This window comes from Nostoc sp. GT001, assembly GCF_030382115.1.
GTDB lineage: Bacteria > Cyanobacteriota > Cyanobacteriia > Cyanobacteriales > Nostocaceae > Nostoc.
On sequence record NZ_JAUDRJ010000003.1, the window covers coordinates 3613858 to 3631376 of the forward strand.

A 17519-nucleotide genomic window follows, 5' to 3' on the forward strand; every position below is an offset into this window, starting at 1 on the left:
CCACTTGAGAATAAGTGCCTTATGCGATGCGTTGCAATAGCGCAGCCTCTTTGAGTAATCGAGTGTCGGAGCTAGCGTCAGAATTAGTAATAGCTAAACAGATATCACTATGAGTTGTGAACTTTGAATTAAAAAATTGCTTTAACTCAACACTCACAACTCATAACTTTCTAAGATTATTGCGCTCAGTAGTTGTGGGTGTGTGGTCGAGTACTTTGTCACTATGCCAGAAATCTCCGGGTTGTAAAGCCTTAGATAATTCCAGTAGTTGCCAAATACTTGCCGCACATAGTTTTTAGTTTCATCAAAGGGAATTTGTTCAACAAACTCATCTGGATCTTTTGTCGTTAGAGTTTGCAACCATTTGGAGACATTGCCGGGGCCAGCATTGTAACTAGCGATCGCCAGCAAGGAGTTATTGTTATATTGCTCATGGGTATGATCCAAATACCATGTACCCATCATGATGTTATCATTGGGATTTTCTAGACTTATTGTTTTGAAATCCACTTTGATTTGGGGCGCAATCCATTTAGCTGTACTCGGCAACACCTGCATTAAACCAGTAGCATCAGCAACAGACTTAATTTTTGGTTCAAACCGTGACTCTTGACGCATCAAAGCAGTTACTAGCAGAGGATTGAGTTGACGCTCAGTAGACCACTTTTCAATCTCTCGCTGATAGGGAAATGGATAACGCGCTTGCCAATAGGTGATTTGTTTACTTAGAGTCTGATATTGGGCAAGTTCGCCTGGTATTTCCCGGTCTTCTAATTTAGAAATTTTGTCAATTCCGATGAGATTTTCTCCTCTAGCCTGCCGCATCAACCCTTCAGTAAATTGCTCTGCTACCGTTGGCTGAATTTTGTTCTGAAATTCTGTTTGCCATTGTAACCAGGCATCGCGGTCTTGACCTAGCAGATACAATTCTTTGAAAGTATCAGAACCAGCAGGCGGTACTGGACGCCGGGGTGCGATTACTTCTGGGTTCATGACGCGCACGTTGTCAAAATTGCCGACATTTAGCCCCAACATTGTCGCGGCTCGCCATGCATAGTAAGAGTAGGGAAACTGGCTAACCACATATTCATAAGCAGTTTTAGATTCTTGCTGTTTCCCCAGTGCAGCCGCCCATTTACCTACCCAAAAGCCTGCTCTTGGAGCCAAAATGCTATTGGGGTTATTAGTGACAATTGGTTCTGCCCATTGCCAAGCACCAACGTAATCTTTGGCATTGGCTTTATCTTGGGCGATTTTCCAACGGTACTCTGCTGCTTCATTAGAGTTACCGTATTTACCTATGAGTAATTGCCACGCCGCGCTAGCTGATTTTTGATCCTTAAGAGTTTGGAGAGTTTTGGCTTTTTGTGCCAGCGCAGTACCAGCTTGTTTGGGAAATTTACTAATTACCTGGTCAAGATATGGTAAGCCGTCTTTAGGTGTTTTTGCGGTTTCTGCTAACCGCAGTAGTGCCGTCCCAGTTTCCTCACTATTGGGAAATTGCTGCACTAATTGTTTATAGGTAGCGATGGCTTTTTCTTTATCTTTGCCTCCCACCTGTAACCCGCGTGCAGTACGGTAAAGGTTGCGCGATGTTTTGGGTGCTTTGGCATAAGCATTCGCCGCTTTCAGAAATTGACTATTTTCCCAATAGCTAGTACCAATAAGTTCCCAGTCTTCAGGTTTGAGAGTATTTTGTTTTACTAACTGATCCAAAACGCCCACTATGCCTGGTTGATCGTAGGCATACTTAGCCAAAATCAATTGTAATTGTGGCTGATTGGGATTTTCTTGCAAGCGTTTGCGGATAATTTCCCAAGTTAGAGGATTGGAAGGAAATTGAGCGATCGCTGTTTCTTGTTGCTTTGGTTGAGCAATCAGATATAACGCTTTCACACTGGCCGCTTCTTTGGGATACTGTTTCAGCACCCTTTGCCTGAGATCCGAGGCTTTGCCGTCCTCGCCCAGCATATCCTCTGCCTGGGCTTGTTTGAGCAAAATGTAAGGCGCAAGGATGGGATAGTCTTTCTCTAGTCCTTGGAGTAAAACCAGAGCTTTTTGCCCTTGGGTTCTTTCAATATAATCACTCGCCAAAAGATAACGAGCGCGATTCCGATCAGGCGATCGCGATTCGGCAGCGATCGCTGCTAGTTTTGCCGCCCGTTCTGGCAGCGATTGCGATATCAGCGGGAAGACGGCTGATTGGGCAACACTACCGTCCGATGTTTGCTCTGCTTGATTCTGACTCAGTTTGAGCCATTTCCCCAGAGACTTGCCAATCTCAGGTGCTGATACCATTGCCCCAGTCAAAAAGGCAAACAGTGCTGCACCCGCAATTATCGAAATTTGCTTTTTCTGTAGTTTCTTCAGCATGAATACCCGCTGAAAAGTTTCGGTGAATTTCTTGAAACTCTAACACTCCTAACCATCAGTGTTACCAATTTTTAATTTTAGATTTTTAATTTTATGTAGAAAAATACTAATTTTCAATCCTATAGTTGGTAGTATTGAGTAGATAGCACATATTAGATACTATTACATCTATCTTAGGTATATCTTAAAGATCCTAAGAGATAGCTCTTCTACTGGGGATTCGCCTCCTACTGATTTGGGGCCACTAACTCTCGTACCCTGCAAGAAGCTGACGCTACAAATCTAAAACTCTTCTCTCGATAGATAAAATTTACCGCCACTATTTGGGCGTTTTTCCTGACAACTTAGTTTTGTAATGGCGTGGCAAGCTTAAAATGATGCATCAAATGTAGGTTGGGTTGAGGAACGAAACCCAACCTACAAATTTTTTTGCTAATGTGGAACAGGTTTTTCGTGTGTGTACACTGTAGCCGAAACAGTCAGAGGAATGGAAGCGGGGTTTTTTTAAATCCCCTCCCTATTCATTACATTCTGAATTCTGAATTCTGAATTCTGAATTCTCATTTAAGTTTTTCGTGAGCAGCCAAAATAATTTTTTCAGTTTCTTCCCAGCTAATACATTTATCAGTTACAGAAACACCATATTTTAATTCTTCTTGTTTACCAGTAATTGGTTGACTACCTTCATACAAATGCGATTCCAGCATCATGCCAACAATTGATGTATTACCATCCACTATTTGCTGAATAATATTTTCTAAGACAGCACCTTGTAATTTATAATCTTTATTAGTATTGCCGTGGCTACAGTCGATTACAATTCTCGGTGGTAAATTTGCCTGTTTTAATTTCTCTTCTACCAGTTTGACATTTGCTGGATCGAAGTTGGGTTGACTACCACCCCTTAAAATTACGTGACCATAGCCATTACCTTTAGTTTGAAAGACACTGACCTGTCCGTTTTGATTAATTCCCAGAAAATTATGCGGATTTCCAGCAGATTGTAGGGCATTCAAGGCTACTTGAATATTGCCATCAGTACCGTTTTTAAAACCCACAGGCATCGAAAGCCCACTGGCCATTTCGCGGTGAGTTTGTGATTCAGTAGTGCGTGCGCCGATGGCAGACCATGTAATCAGTTCACTGATGTATTGAGGGATGATTGGATCTAATGCTTCTGTGCCAGCAGGTAATCCCAACTCTGTAATTGTTAATAGTAGCTCCCGTGCAATTAATAAACCTTTCTCTACATGGAAAGAATCATCCATATCTGGATCGTTAATTAAACCTTTCCAGCCTACAGTTGTTCTGGGTTTTTCAAAATACACTCGCATAATTAATAGCAAGTTATCCTTGACTCGCTCGGACAATATTTTCAATCTCTCAGAATATTCGAGCGCTGCTTTTGGGTCGTGGATTGAGCATGGGCCAACTACTATAAATTTCCTGCGATCCTTAAAATCCAGGATATCTTTTATTTCCTGTCTATATGCTAAAACTCTTTGTTCAGCTAATTGTGTTAAAGGTAATTTTGACTTGACTTCATTGGGGGTTAATAAAATGCGATCGTTCTCAATGTTAGCGTTGTCGATATTACTATTAAGTAATTTGTTGTGCATGGGGATGCTCTGACAATTTTATATACGCACTTCAACTCAGAAGTGTAACACAAACCCATGAAATTTTAAAATAGCTTATTTTTTAATTGACAAATTTCTAATTAAACTGTAGGTGAACTAAAATAATAACTGAAAAGGGGAAATATCTTTTCCCCTTTTCTTTGCTATTAGACTACTGATTCAGTGGTAGTGTATATAATTACTGCCATACAAACACTTTTGCTTCATATGGTCCCAAGTCTGTGATGATCCCATCATCACCAGATTCGACATCATAATTACCTGTCCACTCATGCCATGTACCAGCGCTAGGAAAGTTAGGAACATGATAGCCAGCTAGAAAATCTCCTGAGAAATTTGCTATTACAACTACACGAGAACCTTCATCATTCCAACGAGTATAAGCTAATACTTTTGCTTCAGGATTTTCGTGGATAAAATCGATATTTTCTGTGTAGAGAGCATGATTGCTTTTACGCAGGTTAGTTAAGCCTTTGTATGATTCAAATAAACCACGATTTAGATCGTTACCTAACAGCGTCCAATCGATTTTGGATGATTCAGGTTGTTTAGGTTTATACTCACCAAATTCTTCTCCCATCCAAATCAAAGGCACACCAACAGCAGTCATTAGGATGGCTACTCCTAATTTGACCCGCCGAAATGCTTCTTCGTCAAAAATCTCACGGTTCCCCAGTTCAACCATGACATGATTATGGTCGTGGTTGGTGAGATAATTTACTACATTGGTAGCACCCAAAAAGCCTTGGCGCTTGCAGTCAATGACATCTTTGAGACGCTCCAAATCAAATGTATCACCGCAAATGTGTTCGAGAATGCAGTGATAAAAACTGTCATGCCAGCAACCATCCATTGGCCCATCTACATTGGTAATACTGGTAGTTTCAGGAATGTGTTCGGCAACGTTGTAAAAAGGCTTCATGCTAGCAGTTTTTTTGGCTTCCTGAACAATCCAGTGCATGAAATCGTAGTTAGCAATTTGCCGCGCTGCATCATAGCGAATACCATCAAGATGATATTCTGATATCCAAAAATGGATTACCTCACTAATAAATTTCCAGGCTGGCTTAATATCTAATTTTTCATCATAATGTTCATAATTAAACTCAGGCCCCCAGTTATTATCAGGGTCACGAGGATCGTGATGATACCAGTAATCGTGGTCAATTTGTGTTAAAGGAGCAGATGCTTCTGAGTGGTTATAAATCCCGTCAAGAATTACACGAATACCTTTAGCGTGACACTCATCAATCAAATTTTTTAACTCAGCAGTAGAACCATAACTAGATTCTGTTGCAAAGAAGTGGCGGGGATTATAACCCCAACTATAATCACCAGGATATTCTTTAAGTGGCATCAACTCAATAGCGTTGATTCCCAGTTCACACAAATAGTCTAACTTTTCAATGACGTGTTTGTACTTACCTCGTGCATAAGGATCGTCCTCGCCACCGGAAAAGTCACCAACGTGCAATTCATAAATTACTAATTCGTGGTCAGCAGGTAAAGGTTTATCATCATGTTGCCAAACATAAGTATCGGTAATCTTTTGACCATCTTTGACTCGGATAACACCATCGTCTTTTCCACTTTGTTCATCTATGTCAGTTGCACAAGGATCTGTAACATCAACCCATTGTTCTGGTTCAAAAAACCATGAATTTGATTGAACGCGGAATTTATATTTATAAATGCCGTCTTTTAGTTCAACACTTGTACGAAAATAACCATCATCACCTTTTTCCATTGGAATCTCTTGCCAATCAGAAAAAGAACCAATTAATGCGGCTCCTTTGTTGTAAGGTGCAAATAAATTAAATTCAATTGGCTTTGCCATAGAAGTATTTGTAATATCAATGGTTGATAGAAATATTCTCTGATGCTGAATTGAATTTGCAAATAGCTCTAGAGAAATAATTAGTTCGTGAGTGCTTCTCTCTTCAGGAATAATTTATATTTTCTTGATAAAACTTAACTGGGTATTTTTGATTTTTGGCTGTTTATAGTATTTAGTAGTTGACTCAAATACGGATTTACTCTCTTGTAAAGATTGTCTATAAAACTAATATTTTTTAAGCTACCGCATACAAATACATAAAAATATTAAACAAAACAATAGTTTTAATAATGTTCAAACACAGTATATATTTGGTAAAATTAGGATGTTTCTCACCAAATATATGCTACAAAATTAATCTTTTTTGCGATTAGCTTGTTGTAGATAACTTAATAACCAATTTGCCGCTGTCGCCCTGCGAGTTTGCCGAGGTCCAAATTCCCCAATTTTGTAACCTTTGAAACCCAACTTTTCTTTTAGCATTTGTTTATTTTCAGCAGGAATGGAACGAGTCAGCTTGACAGTTGCGGGGCGAGATTCAATGAAATCTGGTGGTTGTGGGTAATCATTATGCCATTCTGGTGCAACTTGGCTAACATCCCATTGTGCAATTGAGGAGTCATAGCGATAGCCTAAATAATGCCATAGCAACTGGTTGACTGTGGCATCATCAAGTTTATCATCAAGAATCGCCCAAATTGTTTCTGTATTAAGTGGTGGCAGGTTAGACATAAACAATTCAAAATTCCAAGTGGAATAACTAACTACTGATCAAATTACAGCAGTTTTCAGGTATTTAGACTAGGACTTCAATGAAGAGTAGGGTAGTTCAATTACTTGAAAAGTTCGGGAAATATACAAAAACTAGTAGGTATTAAGAAAGACTGGGATTAATTTGGCGAGTTGGAGTTAAAAACAGATTGTGTATACACAAACTAGGTAGACTGGAAATCGTAAAGATTAGACCAGTCTATGCAGAATTCTACACCACTGCCAAAGATTATCCGCGCCCATGTATTCATTTCTGGCCGAGTCCAAGGAATAGGTTATCGCTATTCCACTGTTGATACAGCTAGGCAATTGGGATTAACTGGTTGGGTGCGGAATCTCCCCGATAGTCGAGTAGAGGCAGTTTTTGAAGGGGCGCGAGGGGTTGTAGATGACATGGTTCGCTGGTGCCACTCTGGTCCGCCTGCTGCTGTGGTTAAAGATGTTGTGGTTGAATATGAGGAACCGGAAGGGTTACGGGGATTTGAAGTTAAGCGGGTTGAGTAGGGAGTTAACAAAAGCATAGGAAAGAGAAACTATCCCTTGTACCCTATAAACTATGCTGAAGTAACCTGTATACTTGTGGGTTTTTCCTGTTCATCCTTTGAAGCAGTTTACCGCCTGTGAAAAATTTTGATTACAATGCAGATGTCAACTAGGCGGCGTGCTGTCTATCCACGTAAATCCAGAAGATACTCAATGAGTAATCAATTAAAAGACTACAATCCCAGCGGTGTAGGTGAAATAAATGGCAACCTCTTAGGTTTGCCCTGCGATTATGAGTCTGCAAACTTGATTGTCTTTGGTGTACCGTGGGAAGTAACTGTTTCCTATGGTGCTGGCACTGCTAATGGGCCACAGCGAATTCTAGATGCTTCGACTCAATTAGATTTGTTCGATTTTGATCACCCTGATGGCTGGAAGCAGGGAATTTTTATGGAAGAAATTCCCCAAGATATTTTAGAGAAGAACACATACTACCGCGCCTTGGCAGCAAAAATTATCGAACGATTAGCCCAAGGTAAACAACTCTCCGATACACCAGATTTAACATCTGTGCTGACAGAAATTAATCAGGCTGGTCAACAGGTTAATCAATGGCTGTTTGAAAATTGTCAGGCAGCATTTAATAATGGCAAACGAGTTGCAGTCATTGGTGGAGATCACAGTTCGCCTTTAGGTTATTTCCAAGCATTAGCAGCTAAATACCCAAACTATGGCATTTTGCATATTGATGCCCACGCAGATTTACGCGATGCTTATGAGGGATTTGAGTTTTCCCATGCGTCGATTATGTTTAATGCGATGAAAATACCGCAAATTTCTAAGTTAGTGCAGGTAGGTTTGCGTGATATTAGTCATGATGAAGTGCAAATGATTGACCAATCCGATAGTCGCATTATTGCTTATTACGACCCAGCTATTAAGCAAAAGCTTTACTCTGGCACAACTTGGATTGATTTATGCCGAGAAATTATTAGTCATTTACCTGAATATGTTTATATTAGCTTTGATGTAGATGGTTTAGATCCAAAACTCTGTCCGAGTACAGGTACTCCTGTTCCAGGTGGGTTGGAATTAGAGCAAACTTTTTGTCTTTTCCGAGAATTAGTCAATAGTGGAAGAAAAATTATTGGCTTTGATATCTGCGAAGTCGGTGATGCAGAGTGGGATGGTAATGTTGGAGCGCGGGTAGTTTACAAGTTGGCAAATTTGATGGATTTATCAAACAGAATTCAGGAGTAAGGTGGTCGCCGAGCGCAGTCGAGGTGAGTCAGAATGGGCTAAACCTTAGCTATCCGCTAACAGAATTAATTCTGTACGGCTGGCGGATGAATAAGAGGGTTTAAAATCCCCACTAAATCATTCGCGTAACGTCTATGAAAGACAATATTTAGTGGTTTTCAATCAGTGGCGGGTCTGTAGCAAGATCCCGCAGGGTATCCACCACTGATTGTTCTGATACCAATTCTCTATGAAGATGCACAGAATAACACACTTGAAGCTCCATGCTGGACAAGGTAATTATTCTATGCAGGCTCACATAGATTTGGTATGACTCCTGAATTCTTCTTCAACCAGAATTTCTATAAGGAACAAACAATCAGTACATCAGCGTCTTGTCTCTATATCTGTTTCAGAATATAGAGACTAAACTAATTCCAGATAGTGAAGTTCTGGAATTATATACTTTATTGTCTATTAGTAGCTGAATAGTATTTATTCGTTCTATTTTACTATGAAAATCATGCGAAAAAACTACTTTAACACCAATCAAGGGCGAATTTTCACTGCTTTGATTTTGACGGGAATTTTATCTGTTGCTAGCGGTTTAATACTTGTCAAAGGTGCGACGGGCGCTTCTGCGAACTTCTCTCTAGAAACAAGCAATGAAGTTCTCAAAGACAATATTAAACCAAACCGCTTGCCACGTCCAGTAGCTAATGCAGTACTGCGAGACTTAGCGCGCAGACAGGGAATTTTTACTAGACAACTGCAAATTATTGACTACAATCAACAGACTTGGCGTAATGGTTGCTTGGAACTACCTCAAGCTGATGAATTCTGTACCCAAGCCTTAGTTCGTGGTTGGCGGGTTGTGGTATCTAATGGCAGAGAAAAGTGGGTTTATCATACCAATAATAATGGGCGATCGCTACGTTTAGCTTCGGCAAATACTCCCTCAGAAAATCTGCCAGATAAATTACCTGCATCTGTAAAAAATGCTGTTCTACAAGCCGCATCCAGACGGTTGCAACAGCCAATTTCTCAGTTAACTATTATTGAGGCTCAACAGCAAACTTGGAGAGATAGCTGCTTAGAATTAGCTAATCCTGATGAATTCTGTACCCAAGCTTTGGTATCAGGCTGGCGGGTGGTTGTCGGTGGAGTTGGCCAAACCTTGGTTTATCATACTAATCAAACAGGTTCCACACTCAGGCTAAATCAAAAGGCTAACGAAAATACATTGAGCCCTGTGCAAATTCCAGCTAGTGAGTTACCACCACCGTTAGATCGAGATATAGTATTTCGCCAAATCTCCAGTGGGGGTTTTGCTGGCAGAACCTATGAGACTGTTTTACTCAAAGATGGGCGACTGATTCGCGTGCGGATTGGTGATGCTAATGATTCGGAACGTAGTGTTCGCCGTGTTTCTGTGCAACAGGTGCAACAATTTGTGCGATCGCTAAAACGTTCTCAGTTTAGTCAATTTCGGAATTTGAGTTACCCAGCCCCCAGTGGTGCTGCTGACTATATCACCTATACGCTCACCAGCCAAGAAGGTACGGTTCAGTACAATGATATTTCTCAAAATAACCTGCCAAAGAATTTACAGACAGCAGTCAAAGCCTGGAATCAAATTGTAGCCAGCGCACAATCATAAACCTTATTGATGGAATTGAAGAATAAGAGAGTGGCGGGATCTTGCTACGGACTCGCCACTCTCTTACAAAGTGACGGGTTTCAAATTTCGTAGTGGCGATCGCACTATCTTGAAAAATGAACTTTCAAGATAGCGAAATTAATCAAAGGTGTTTACGGCAATTAATATTAAATTGTAATCTTAACCTAATTCGCCGTTTTGTAAAACACCACATAGGATTAAAATTAAAGATAAAGGCAACTATTAAATATAAACTGCTCAAAAATCAATATTATATTCAATTGTCAATCCTCCGAAAGAAGTATATTAAACTTTCCCCCTTAAATTTGAACGCTTGGAACTGGATAATAATTTCTGCATCATAGATACATCCGAGCAAGTACAACGGTTTGTAGAACGCCGCAAGCCAAGAAAACGAATCTGCTATCAAGTGCTTTAATCTCAGACAGAAATTACATGGAACAAGTAATTACTTCAATGGCAGATGCTTTGTTAGTAACCAGTAATTCAGGAAAAATCAAAAAAGTCAATCGTGCTGCTCAACAATTATTTGGTTTTCGGGAAGAAGAATTAATTAATCAGCCGATATCACTGATAATTGATGATAATCAAATATTAACAAAAGCTATTTCTCAACATTCTTATTTGAAGCGAAGTTCACAGAATTTACAAGTAGTTTGTCGAACAAAAACTAGAGAAAAGCTGTTGATTGCTTTTTCTTGCTCAGTGATTGCAAAAAAAACAGAAGGACTAGAAGATATTGTCTACATTGGTCGGGATATTACTGCTTGGCAACGCCGGGAACAGCGTACAAGTGCCCAGTATGCTATTACCCGTATCTTATCAGAATCACAGAGCGTAAGGCAGGTAATTCCACAAATTTTGCAGTCTATTTGTCAAAACTTGGGATGGGATTTAGGCGAACTTTGGACACCAAGTCAATATATTGGTACTTCACTACAAGGAGATAGTCTCAATGCAGTACTAAGGTGTGTAGAAATTTGGTCAAGTCGATTAATTTCTGCGCGAGAGTTTAAGGCAATCACCTGGCAAGCTACCTATACACCCGGTGTTGGCTTACCTGGTAAAATTTGGATCAGACGTTTGCCTTTGTGGATTAAAGATATCACAGTAGATGGAGATAATAGGCGATCGCAACCTGCTGCTGAGGCTGGATTGCACGCAGCTTTTGGCTTCCCCATTTTAGACGATAGTGAAATCTTAGGAGTGATGGTTTTCTTTAGCCGGGACGTACAACCAAAAGATAAAGACCTATTACAAATGATGGGTTCTATTGGTAGCCAAATCTCTCAGTTTATCAAACGCAAACAAGCAGAAAATGCTCTTGTAGAAAGTGAAGAACGATATCGAGATTTATTTGAAAATGCTAATGACTTGATTCAATGCGTCAATCCATCTGGTCGTTTTTTGTATGTCAATCGTGCATGGCGAGAAACTTTGGGATATAGTGAAGCTGAAATCGCAAATATGAGTGTTTTCGATATTATACATCCAGAGTTTAAGCAACACTGTTTGCAAAGGTTTTATCGTGTTTTATCAGGAGAAAAGCTTGGGCAAGTAACAGCCACATTCGTTACTAAAGACGGTCAAACAATCTTTCTAGAAGGTAATATTAATTGTAAATTTGTCGAAGGTCATCCAACTGCGATTCGCGGCATTTTTCGCAATGTCACCCAACGACTAGCAGCAGAAGAAGCGTTGCGCCATCAGCAGGAAGAAACCGAACGTTTATTGCTGAATATTTTGCCAGCCGCAATTTCTAAAGAACTGAAAGAACAACCAGCTAGTATTGCCGAAGACTTTGCTGATGTCACAGTTTTATTTGCAGATATCGTTGGCTTGAGCGAAATTGCTACTTCTATAAGTGCAATTCAACTACTGAACCTACTCAACTCAATTTTCTCAGCTTTCGATCGCCTCACCGAACGATATAGTTTAGAGAGAATCAAGAACATTAACGATGCTTATATGGTGGTAGGCGGCTTACCTACACGTCGCCAAGATCATGCTCAAGCGATCGCTCTGATGGCACTGGATATGCAAACTGCGATCGCTCTATTTAATACTGAGAAGAACCAAAATTTCAGCATCCGTATCGGCATCCATAGTGGTTCGATAATGGGGGGAGTCATCGAGCTGAATAAGTTTACTTATGAACTCTATAAAGACACAGTAAACATCGCTCGCTCTATGGAATCCCAAGATGTTGCTGGTAAAATCCAAGTTACAGAAAATACTTATAAGTGTTTGTGTGATGAATTTGTATTTGAAAAACGAGGCGAAATTGAAGTTAAAGACAAAGGGAAGATAACAACTTATTTGTTGATTGGAAAGAAGGAATGAGGGTATGGGTAAAGAGGAGGCAGGAGGCAGAAGTTCTTTAATTTTGAATTTTGAATTTTGAATTTTGAATTGATTTCTCCTCCTGCCTATTCCCTTAGTGAGTATTCGGAATCATCCGACTCAAGGGATAAGTCGCTGTTTGCTGTGAAGCACTTTCAGCAACTGCTGCTGGAACTTGATCTGATGGTTGGGTTTTGGCTGCTAGATAGTCTTTTTGCAGTTTATCCAAAATGGCTTCTCGCCTGTCATATATACGCTTCAAGGGACGAGGTTGGCATTTGTTCAACACATACGCTGTCACCAGTGGTAGAGCGATCGTGCTATCGGTATAACAAACGATTGTGTTAGGTAACTCATCCGGGTCAATTTTACCCCAACTGACAGCTTCCGATGGGGTTGCTCCAGATAAACCGCCTGTATCTGGACGTGCATCGGTAAATTGCACAAAGTAATCGTGTCCTCGTTCTTCTAACCCTAAAACCTCGTGAAGTTGCGGTTGGGTTTGTAGCAAAAAGTTTTTAGGACTACCGCCACCAAGAATTACAGCCGCACTTTTACCTCCTGATTCACGGGCATTATATGCGATCGCTGCTGTCTCATTCACGTCAATTGATGGATCGATCACCAACTGCGAACCTTCTAATGCTAAAGCCGCCACGTTCATCCCAATTGAGCTATCGCCTGGAGAAGACGTATAAATCGGTACGCCATATTCATAAGCTGTAGCTAGCAAGCAGGAATGCTGCACACCCAATTGCTTTTCTATTTCTCGGACATATTTACCCAGTAAATGATGAAATTCAGCCGTTCCCATCCGCTTTTGAAACGCTTCTCCTTGGAGAATCTTGCGGATAAACGCATCAGTTTCTAGCAGCACATCGTAACCAAAAATAATGTCATAAATGCGGATCGTGCCTTCTTGGCGAAGTTTCACATCATCCAAAAACGGATTACCAGCAAAGAGTTCAAAACCCAATCCGTAGTGCATATCGTGGTAAAGATTTGCACCAGTGCTAATCATCCAGTCAATAAAGCCGTTGCGAATTAAGGGTGCAAGCGCTGAAACCCCAAATCCTGCTGGCGTCATCGCACCGGAAAGGCTAACTCCCACTGTGACACCTTCTGTTAGGACATCGCGACTCAGTAGTTGGCAGATTTCCCGCAACCGCGCTGAGTTGTAAGCGGTGAAGTATCGATCGATCAAATCCACCACATTGATATCATTTGATATCGGTGTGGGTGCAATTTTTTGACCCAGCTGTTTAGACATTTTGGCACTCCCGAACAGTAAACACGCCGAATCTAATAGTATCTAGCTTTCACCCAAAGTGACAGCAATACTTTTTTACTACCAGCTTGAGAAAGCAATTGACATCCTCACCGACCTAAAGGCGTGGGGAAGAAGGAGTAATGAGTAATAAGTAATAAGTAAATACCCATTACTCCTTACTCATTACTTTAAAGCATTGCGTGAAGCACGGGGCTTCTCTACGAGACGCTTCGCGAACAGACCCAAATATGTGGTGAGAAGTAGGAGAAGAAACCTTTTTCAGCCCTTTTGGGATTTTCCGATGATTAGCCCATCAAAGCCAGAAAGTATTTCGTGGGTATACACTTTGTAGTCAGTCTAACAAGTTGCATCCTTCGCAAGTGAAGAGAATTAAGTAAGGGGCTTTCTATCCCAGCCCAATACAGTTAAACTAAGGTTTTTTGATGAAAATGCTAGATCAAAAAGACGCTGTAAATCGCCGTCAAGACGAAAGACTGATTATTGTAGAGACGGCGATTCATCGCCGTCTGCGGTCTACTCTATAAGTCAATACGCTTGGATTAAGAAAAATTGTAGGTTGTGTGAAGCAAAGCGCAACCTAATAAAGCTATAAAAATGTTGGGTTTCGTTCCTAATGCTAATACCAATTAAAAAAATAATGTAAAGGTTTTAGCGTCAGTTTTTTCCCTACCTTTGTGAAATATAGAGAACTAAATTTCATGTTTACCCCCAATATATCGGGTGGATTAAGTGGGGTAATTCGACTTTTATGTACACTGTAGCCAAGGTATCAGGGAGGGTACGCAGGATATCTGTCGCAAACATTTTTGAATTGCTATAAGGAAAAAATGCTTATCCTGACCTAGTTTCAGGCAAATGCGTAATTTCTTGATTTTGGAACGGTGATGCCTGAATGGATATTAGTTGCAAAAAATTAACAATTAGTATTTTTTCTTTAATAACTATCTTAAATCTTTTAACTATCTGCTTAACTGTCTTAACTGTCTTCTAATTCTTCAATTTTTGATTTAACTATTTGCTTAACTGTCTTAACTGTCTTAACTGTCTTCTAATTCTTCAATTTTTGATTTAATTATTTGCTTAACGGCTTCAATGTACGGATTGCTTTTTATTTACAACTATGAAAAATTATGAGAACACCACGATTCAGTATTAAAAATTTATTTGCCAACAACTTCAAATAAAACGTACCCCGCATTTCTCACAAGCTCAAGGCGTTTGATGTAGCAAAGGACAAGTAATGAGTAATGAGTAAAAACTTCTTACTTCTTACTTCTTACTTCTTACTTCTTACTTCTTACTTCTTACTTCTTACTTCTTACTTCTTACTCATTACTTCTCCCCGGCACTTGCGCAGGCTTTAAGAGGTGTGGTGAGAAATCCGGGGTACATAGCTCGTTATTTAGATTATGAGCATCTTAATATTATCGGCTTGAAACGAGCCACCATGAGCAAACGAGATGTGGGGATCTAGCTGGGTAGTAATGATACTTGTGAACTGCAACGATGCTCAGATCGGCCACGAAATAAAAACAGCAAGAAGACCCCAGAGGAGGTTTAGCGCAGATCATGCAACCTTTTGAACTGCCAGAATTTTACACGCCTTGGCCCGCACGGCTAAACCCAAACTTGGAAGCGGCACGAGTGCATTCCAAAGCGTGGGCCTACGAAATGGGGATACTTGGCTCAGAAGAGGAAGCGCAAAGCTCGGTTATCTGGGATGAACATACATTTGACTCCCACGACTACGCCTTGCTTTGCTCCTATACCCATCCAGATGCGCCGGGAGCGGAGCTTGATCTAGTAACCGACTGGTATGTTTGGGTGTTCTTCTTCGACGATCACTTTCTGGAAATCTATAAGCGCACTCAAGACATGGCTGGGGCAAAGGAGTATCTTGACCGATTGCCAGCGTTTATGCCAGTGCATCCCACTGATACCCCTTCGGTTCCGACCAACCCAGTAGAGCGCGGCTTGGCTGACCTGTGGTCTCGCACTGCCTTTACTAAATCTGTAGACTGGCGACTTCGATTCTTTGAAAGTACCAAGAACCTCTTAGAAGAGTCTCTGTGGGAACTCGCCAATATCAACCAGGATCGGGTTGCTAACCCCATCGAATACATCGAGATGCGCCGCAAAGTTGGTGGCGCTCCGTGGTCAGCGGATCTCGTCGAACATGCCGTGTTTATAGAGATTCCAGCCCAAATCGCCTCGACTCGGCCAATGCGTATCCTCAAAGACACATTTGCCGATGGAGTGCATCTTCGCAATGACCTATTCTCTTACCAGAGAGAAGTGGAAGATGAAGGTGAGAACGCCAACTGCGTGCTGGTCTTAGAGCGGTTCTTGAATGTGAGTACCCAAGAGGCGGCTAACCTTACCAACGAACTGCTAACCTCGCGGTTATACCAGTTTGATAACACTGCCGTCACCGAGTTGCCNCCCCTCTTTGAGGAGTACGGACTAGACCCAGTGGCTCGTGTGAACGTTCTCCTTTACATCAAAGGACTCCAGGACTGGCAATCGGGCGGTCACGAGTGGCACATGCGATCGAGCCGTTACATGAACAAGGGAGGAGACAATTCTTCGACATCTACACTTTTGGGAGGCCCCACAGGGCTAGGCACATCGGCTGCACGGATTGAATCGCTATACGCCGCCTTGGGTTTGGGAAGGTTCAAGAGCTTTACTCACGTTCCATACCAGGCCGTCGGGCCAGTAACACTGCCGAAGTTTTACATGCCCTTTACTACAAGCTTGAATCCCCATCTGGATGCTGCGCGGAAGCATTCCAAGGAATGGGCGCGTGAAATGGGGATGCTGGAATCACTACCTGGGATTCCTGATGCTGTCATCTGGGATGATCACAAGTTTGATGTTGCTGACGTAGCCCTTTGTGGTGCGTTAATCCATCCGAATGGATCTGGCCCTGAACTGAATTTGACAGCGTGCTGGCTTGTTTGGGGAACATACGCCGACGATTACTTCCCGGCACTCTACGGGAATAACCGCAACATGGCTGGTGCGAAAGTGTTCAATGCCCGACTGTCGGCGTTTATGCCTCTGGATGACTCCACCCCCAGCGAGGTTCCGACTAATCCGGTGGAAGCCAGCTTGGCAGATATTTGGTCTCGCACAGCCAGCCCCATGTCCGCAAACGCGCGGACTCAGTTCCGCCGAGCGATTCAGGATATGACTGACAGCTGGGTGTGGGAACTCGCCAACCAGATCCAAAATCGGATTCCCGACCCGATAGATTATATTGAGATGCGCCGTAAGACCTTTGGCTCGGATCTGACCATGAGCCTGTCGCGACTAGCTCAGGGGAGCGAGATCCCGCAAGAGATTTACCGCACCCGAACGATGCGATCGCTCGATAATTCCGCCGCCGACTTCGCCTGTTTTACCAACGATATCTTCTCCTATCAGAAAGAAATCGAATTCGAGGGCGAAATCCATAACTGCGTGCTGGTCGTTCAGAATTTCCTCAATTGCGACACACCACAGGCTGTTGAGGTTGTCAATAATCTGATGACCGCTAGGGCGCTCCAGTTTCAACACATCGTTGCCACCGAACTACCAGCCCTTTTTGATGATTTCGACCTGGATGCAAGTACCCGCGAGAAACTGCTTGGATACGTCAAGAAACTAGAGCAGTGGATGTGCGGCGTTCTCAAGTGGCATATAACGGTAGACCGCTATAAGGAATTTGAATTGCGTAATTCCTTAGCAGGGCGGCTACTTAGCGGGCCTAGAGGACTGGGTACTTCAGCTAGGCGTATTGGATCGGTGACATACTCACCGAGAAAGAAGGGTTGGTGATTCTGGAGTAATAAGTAACAAGTAATAAGTAATGAGTAC

Annotated in this window: 10 protein-coding genes; 5 read left to right on the plus strand and 5 right to left on the minus strand. The window is 41.7% G+C overall.

The annotated features are described in order from the left end of the window. Window positions 1–153 precede the first annotated feature (153 nt). The 4 genes from QUD05_RS18460 to QUD05_RS18475 all read right to left on the minus strand — a co-directional run bounded on the left by QUD05_RS18460 (window position 154) and on the right by QUD05_RS18475 (window position 6582). Entirely contained in the window at window positions 154–2373 is a 2220-nt protein-coding gene (locus QUD05_RS18460) for a lytic transglycosylase domain-containing protein (protein ID WP_289797351.1), read from the minus strand. Between the two features lie 560 nt (window positions 2374–2933). Next, entirely contained in the window at window positions 2934–3992 is a 1059-nt protein-coding gene (locus QUD05_RS18465) for a 3-deoxy-7-phosphoheptulonate synthase (protein WP_289797352.1), read from the minus strand. A gap of 199 nt (window positions 3993–4191) precedes the next feature. Continuing rightward, window positions 4192–5850 (minus strand): alpha-amylase family glycosyl hydrolase, encoded by a 1659-nt coding sequence (locus tag QUD05_RS18470; protein ID WP_289797353.1) that lies wholly within the window; start codon window positions 5848–5850, stop codon window positions 4192–4194. Between the two features lie 354 nt (window positions 5851–6204). Then, entirely contained in the window at window positions 6205–6582 is a 378-nt protein-coding gene (locus QUD05_RS18475; RefSeq protein ID WP_289797354.1) for a DUF1823 family protein, read from the minus strand. Between the two features lie 240 nt (window positions 6583–6822). Between QUD05_RS18475 and QUD05_RS18480 the strand changes: the two genes are divergently transcribed. The 4 genes from QUD05_RS18480 (at window position 6823) to QUD05_RS18495 (ending at window position 12367) form a co-directional block, all read left to right on the plus strand. Beyond that, window positions 6823–7125, plus strand: coding sequence for an acylphosphatase (locus QUD05_RS18480; protein WP_289797355.1), 303 nt, complete (start codon window positions 6823–6825; stop codon window positions 7123–7125). Window positions 7126–7317: 192 nt separating this feature from the next. Then, a complete protein-coding gene (gene speB / locus QUD05_RS18485; RefSeq protein ID WP_289797356.1) occupies window positions 7318–8364 on the plus strand; it encodes an agmatinase SpeB in 1047 nt (348 codons plus the stop codon). A gap of 493 nt (window positions 8365–8857) precedes the next feature. Continuing rightward, entirely contained in the window at window positions 8858–10003 is a 1146-nt protein-coding gene (locus QUD05_RS18490) for a DUF8738 domain-containing protein (protein WP_289797357.1), read from the plus strand. A gap of 456 nt (window positions 10004–10459) precedes the next feature. Continuing rightward, on the plus strand, window positions 10460–12367 hold the full coding sequence (locus QUD05_RS18495) for an adenylate/guanylate cyclase domain-containing protein (protein ID WP_289797358.1): 1908 nt from the start codon (window positions 10460–10462) through the stop codon (window positions 12365–12367). Between the two features lie 94 nt (window positions 12368–12461). Here the strand turns inward: QUD05_RS18495 and QUD05_RS18500 are convergent, their stop codons facing one another. Beyond that, window positions 12462–13637, minus strand: coding sequence for a homospermidine biosynthesis protein (locus QUD05_RS18500; RefSeq protein ID WP_289797359.1), 1176 nt, complete (start codon window positions 13635–13637; stop codon window positions 12462–12464). A 1590-nt stretch (window positions 13638–15227) separates the two neighbouring features. Here QUD05_RS18500 and QUD05_RS18505 point away from each other — a divergent pair. Next, window positions 15228–17480, plus strand: a complete 2253-nt coding sequence (locus tag QUD05_RS18505) for a family 2 encapsulin nanocompartment cargo protein terpene cyclase (RefSeq protein WP_289797360.1) — start codon at window positions 15228–15230, stop codon at window positions 17478–17480. The last annotated feature ends 39 nt before the right edge of the window (window positions 17481–17519 follow it).

Coding starts and splice junctions, on each gene's coding strand:
- QUD05_RS18460 (WP_289797351.1), bottom strand. CDS start 2,373: ATGCTGAAGAAACTACAGAAAAAGCAAATTTCGATAATTGCGGGTGCA.
- QUD05_RS18465 (WP_289797352.1), bottom strand. CDS start 3,992: ATGCACAACAAATTACTTAATAGTAATATCGACAACGCTAACATTGAG.
- QUD05_RS18470 (WP_289797353.1), bottom strand. CDS start 5,850: ATGGCAAAGCCAATTGAATTTAATTTATTTGCACCTTACAACAAAGGA.
- QUD05_RS18475 (WP_289797354.1), bottom strand. CDS start 6,582: ATGTCTAACCTGCCACCACTTAATACAGAAACAATTTGGGCGATTCTT.
- QUD05_RS18480 (WP_289797355.1), top strand. CDS start 6,823: ATGCAGAATTCTACACCACTGCCAAAGATTATCCGCGCCCATGTATTC.
- speB (WP_289797356.1), top strand. CDS start 7,318: ATGAGTAATCAATTAAAAGACTACAATCCCAGCGGTGTAGGTGAAATA.
- QUD05_RS18490 (WP_289797357.1), top strand. CDS start 8,858: ATGAAAATCATGCGAAAAAACTACTTTAACACCAATCAAGGGCGAATT.
- QUD05_RS18495 (WP_289797358.1), top strand. CDS start 10,460: ATGGAACAAGTAATTACTTCAATGGCAGATGCTTTGTTAGTAACCAGT.
- QUD05_RS18500 (WP_289797359.1), bottom strand. CDS start 13,637: ATGTCTAAACAGCTGGGTCAAAAAATTGCACCCACACCGATATCAAAT.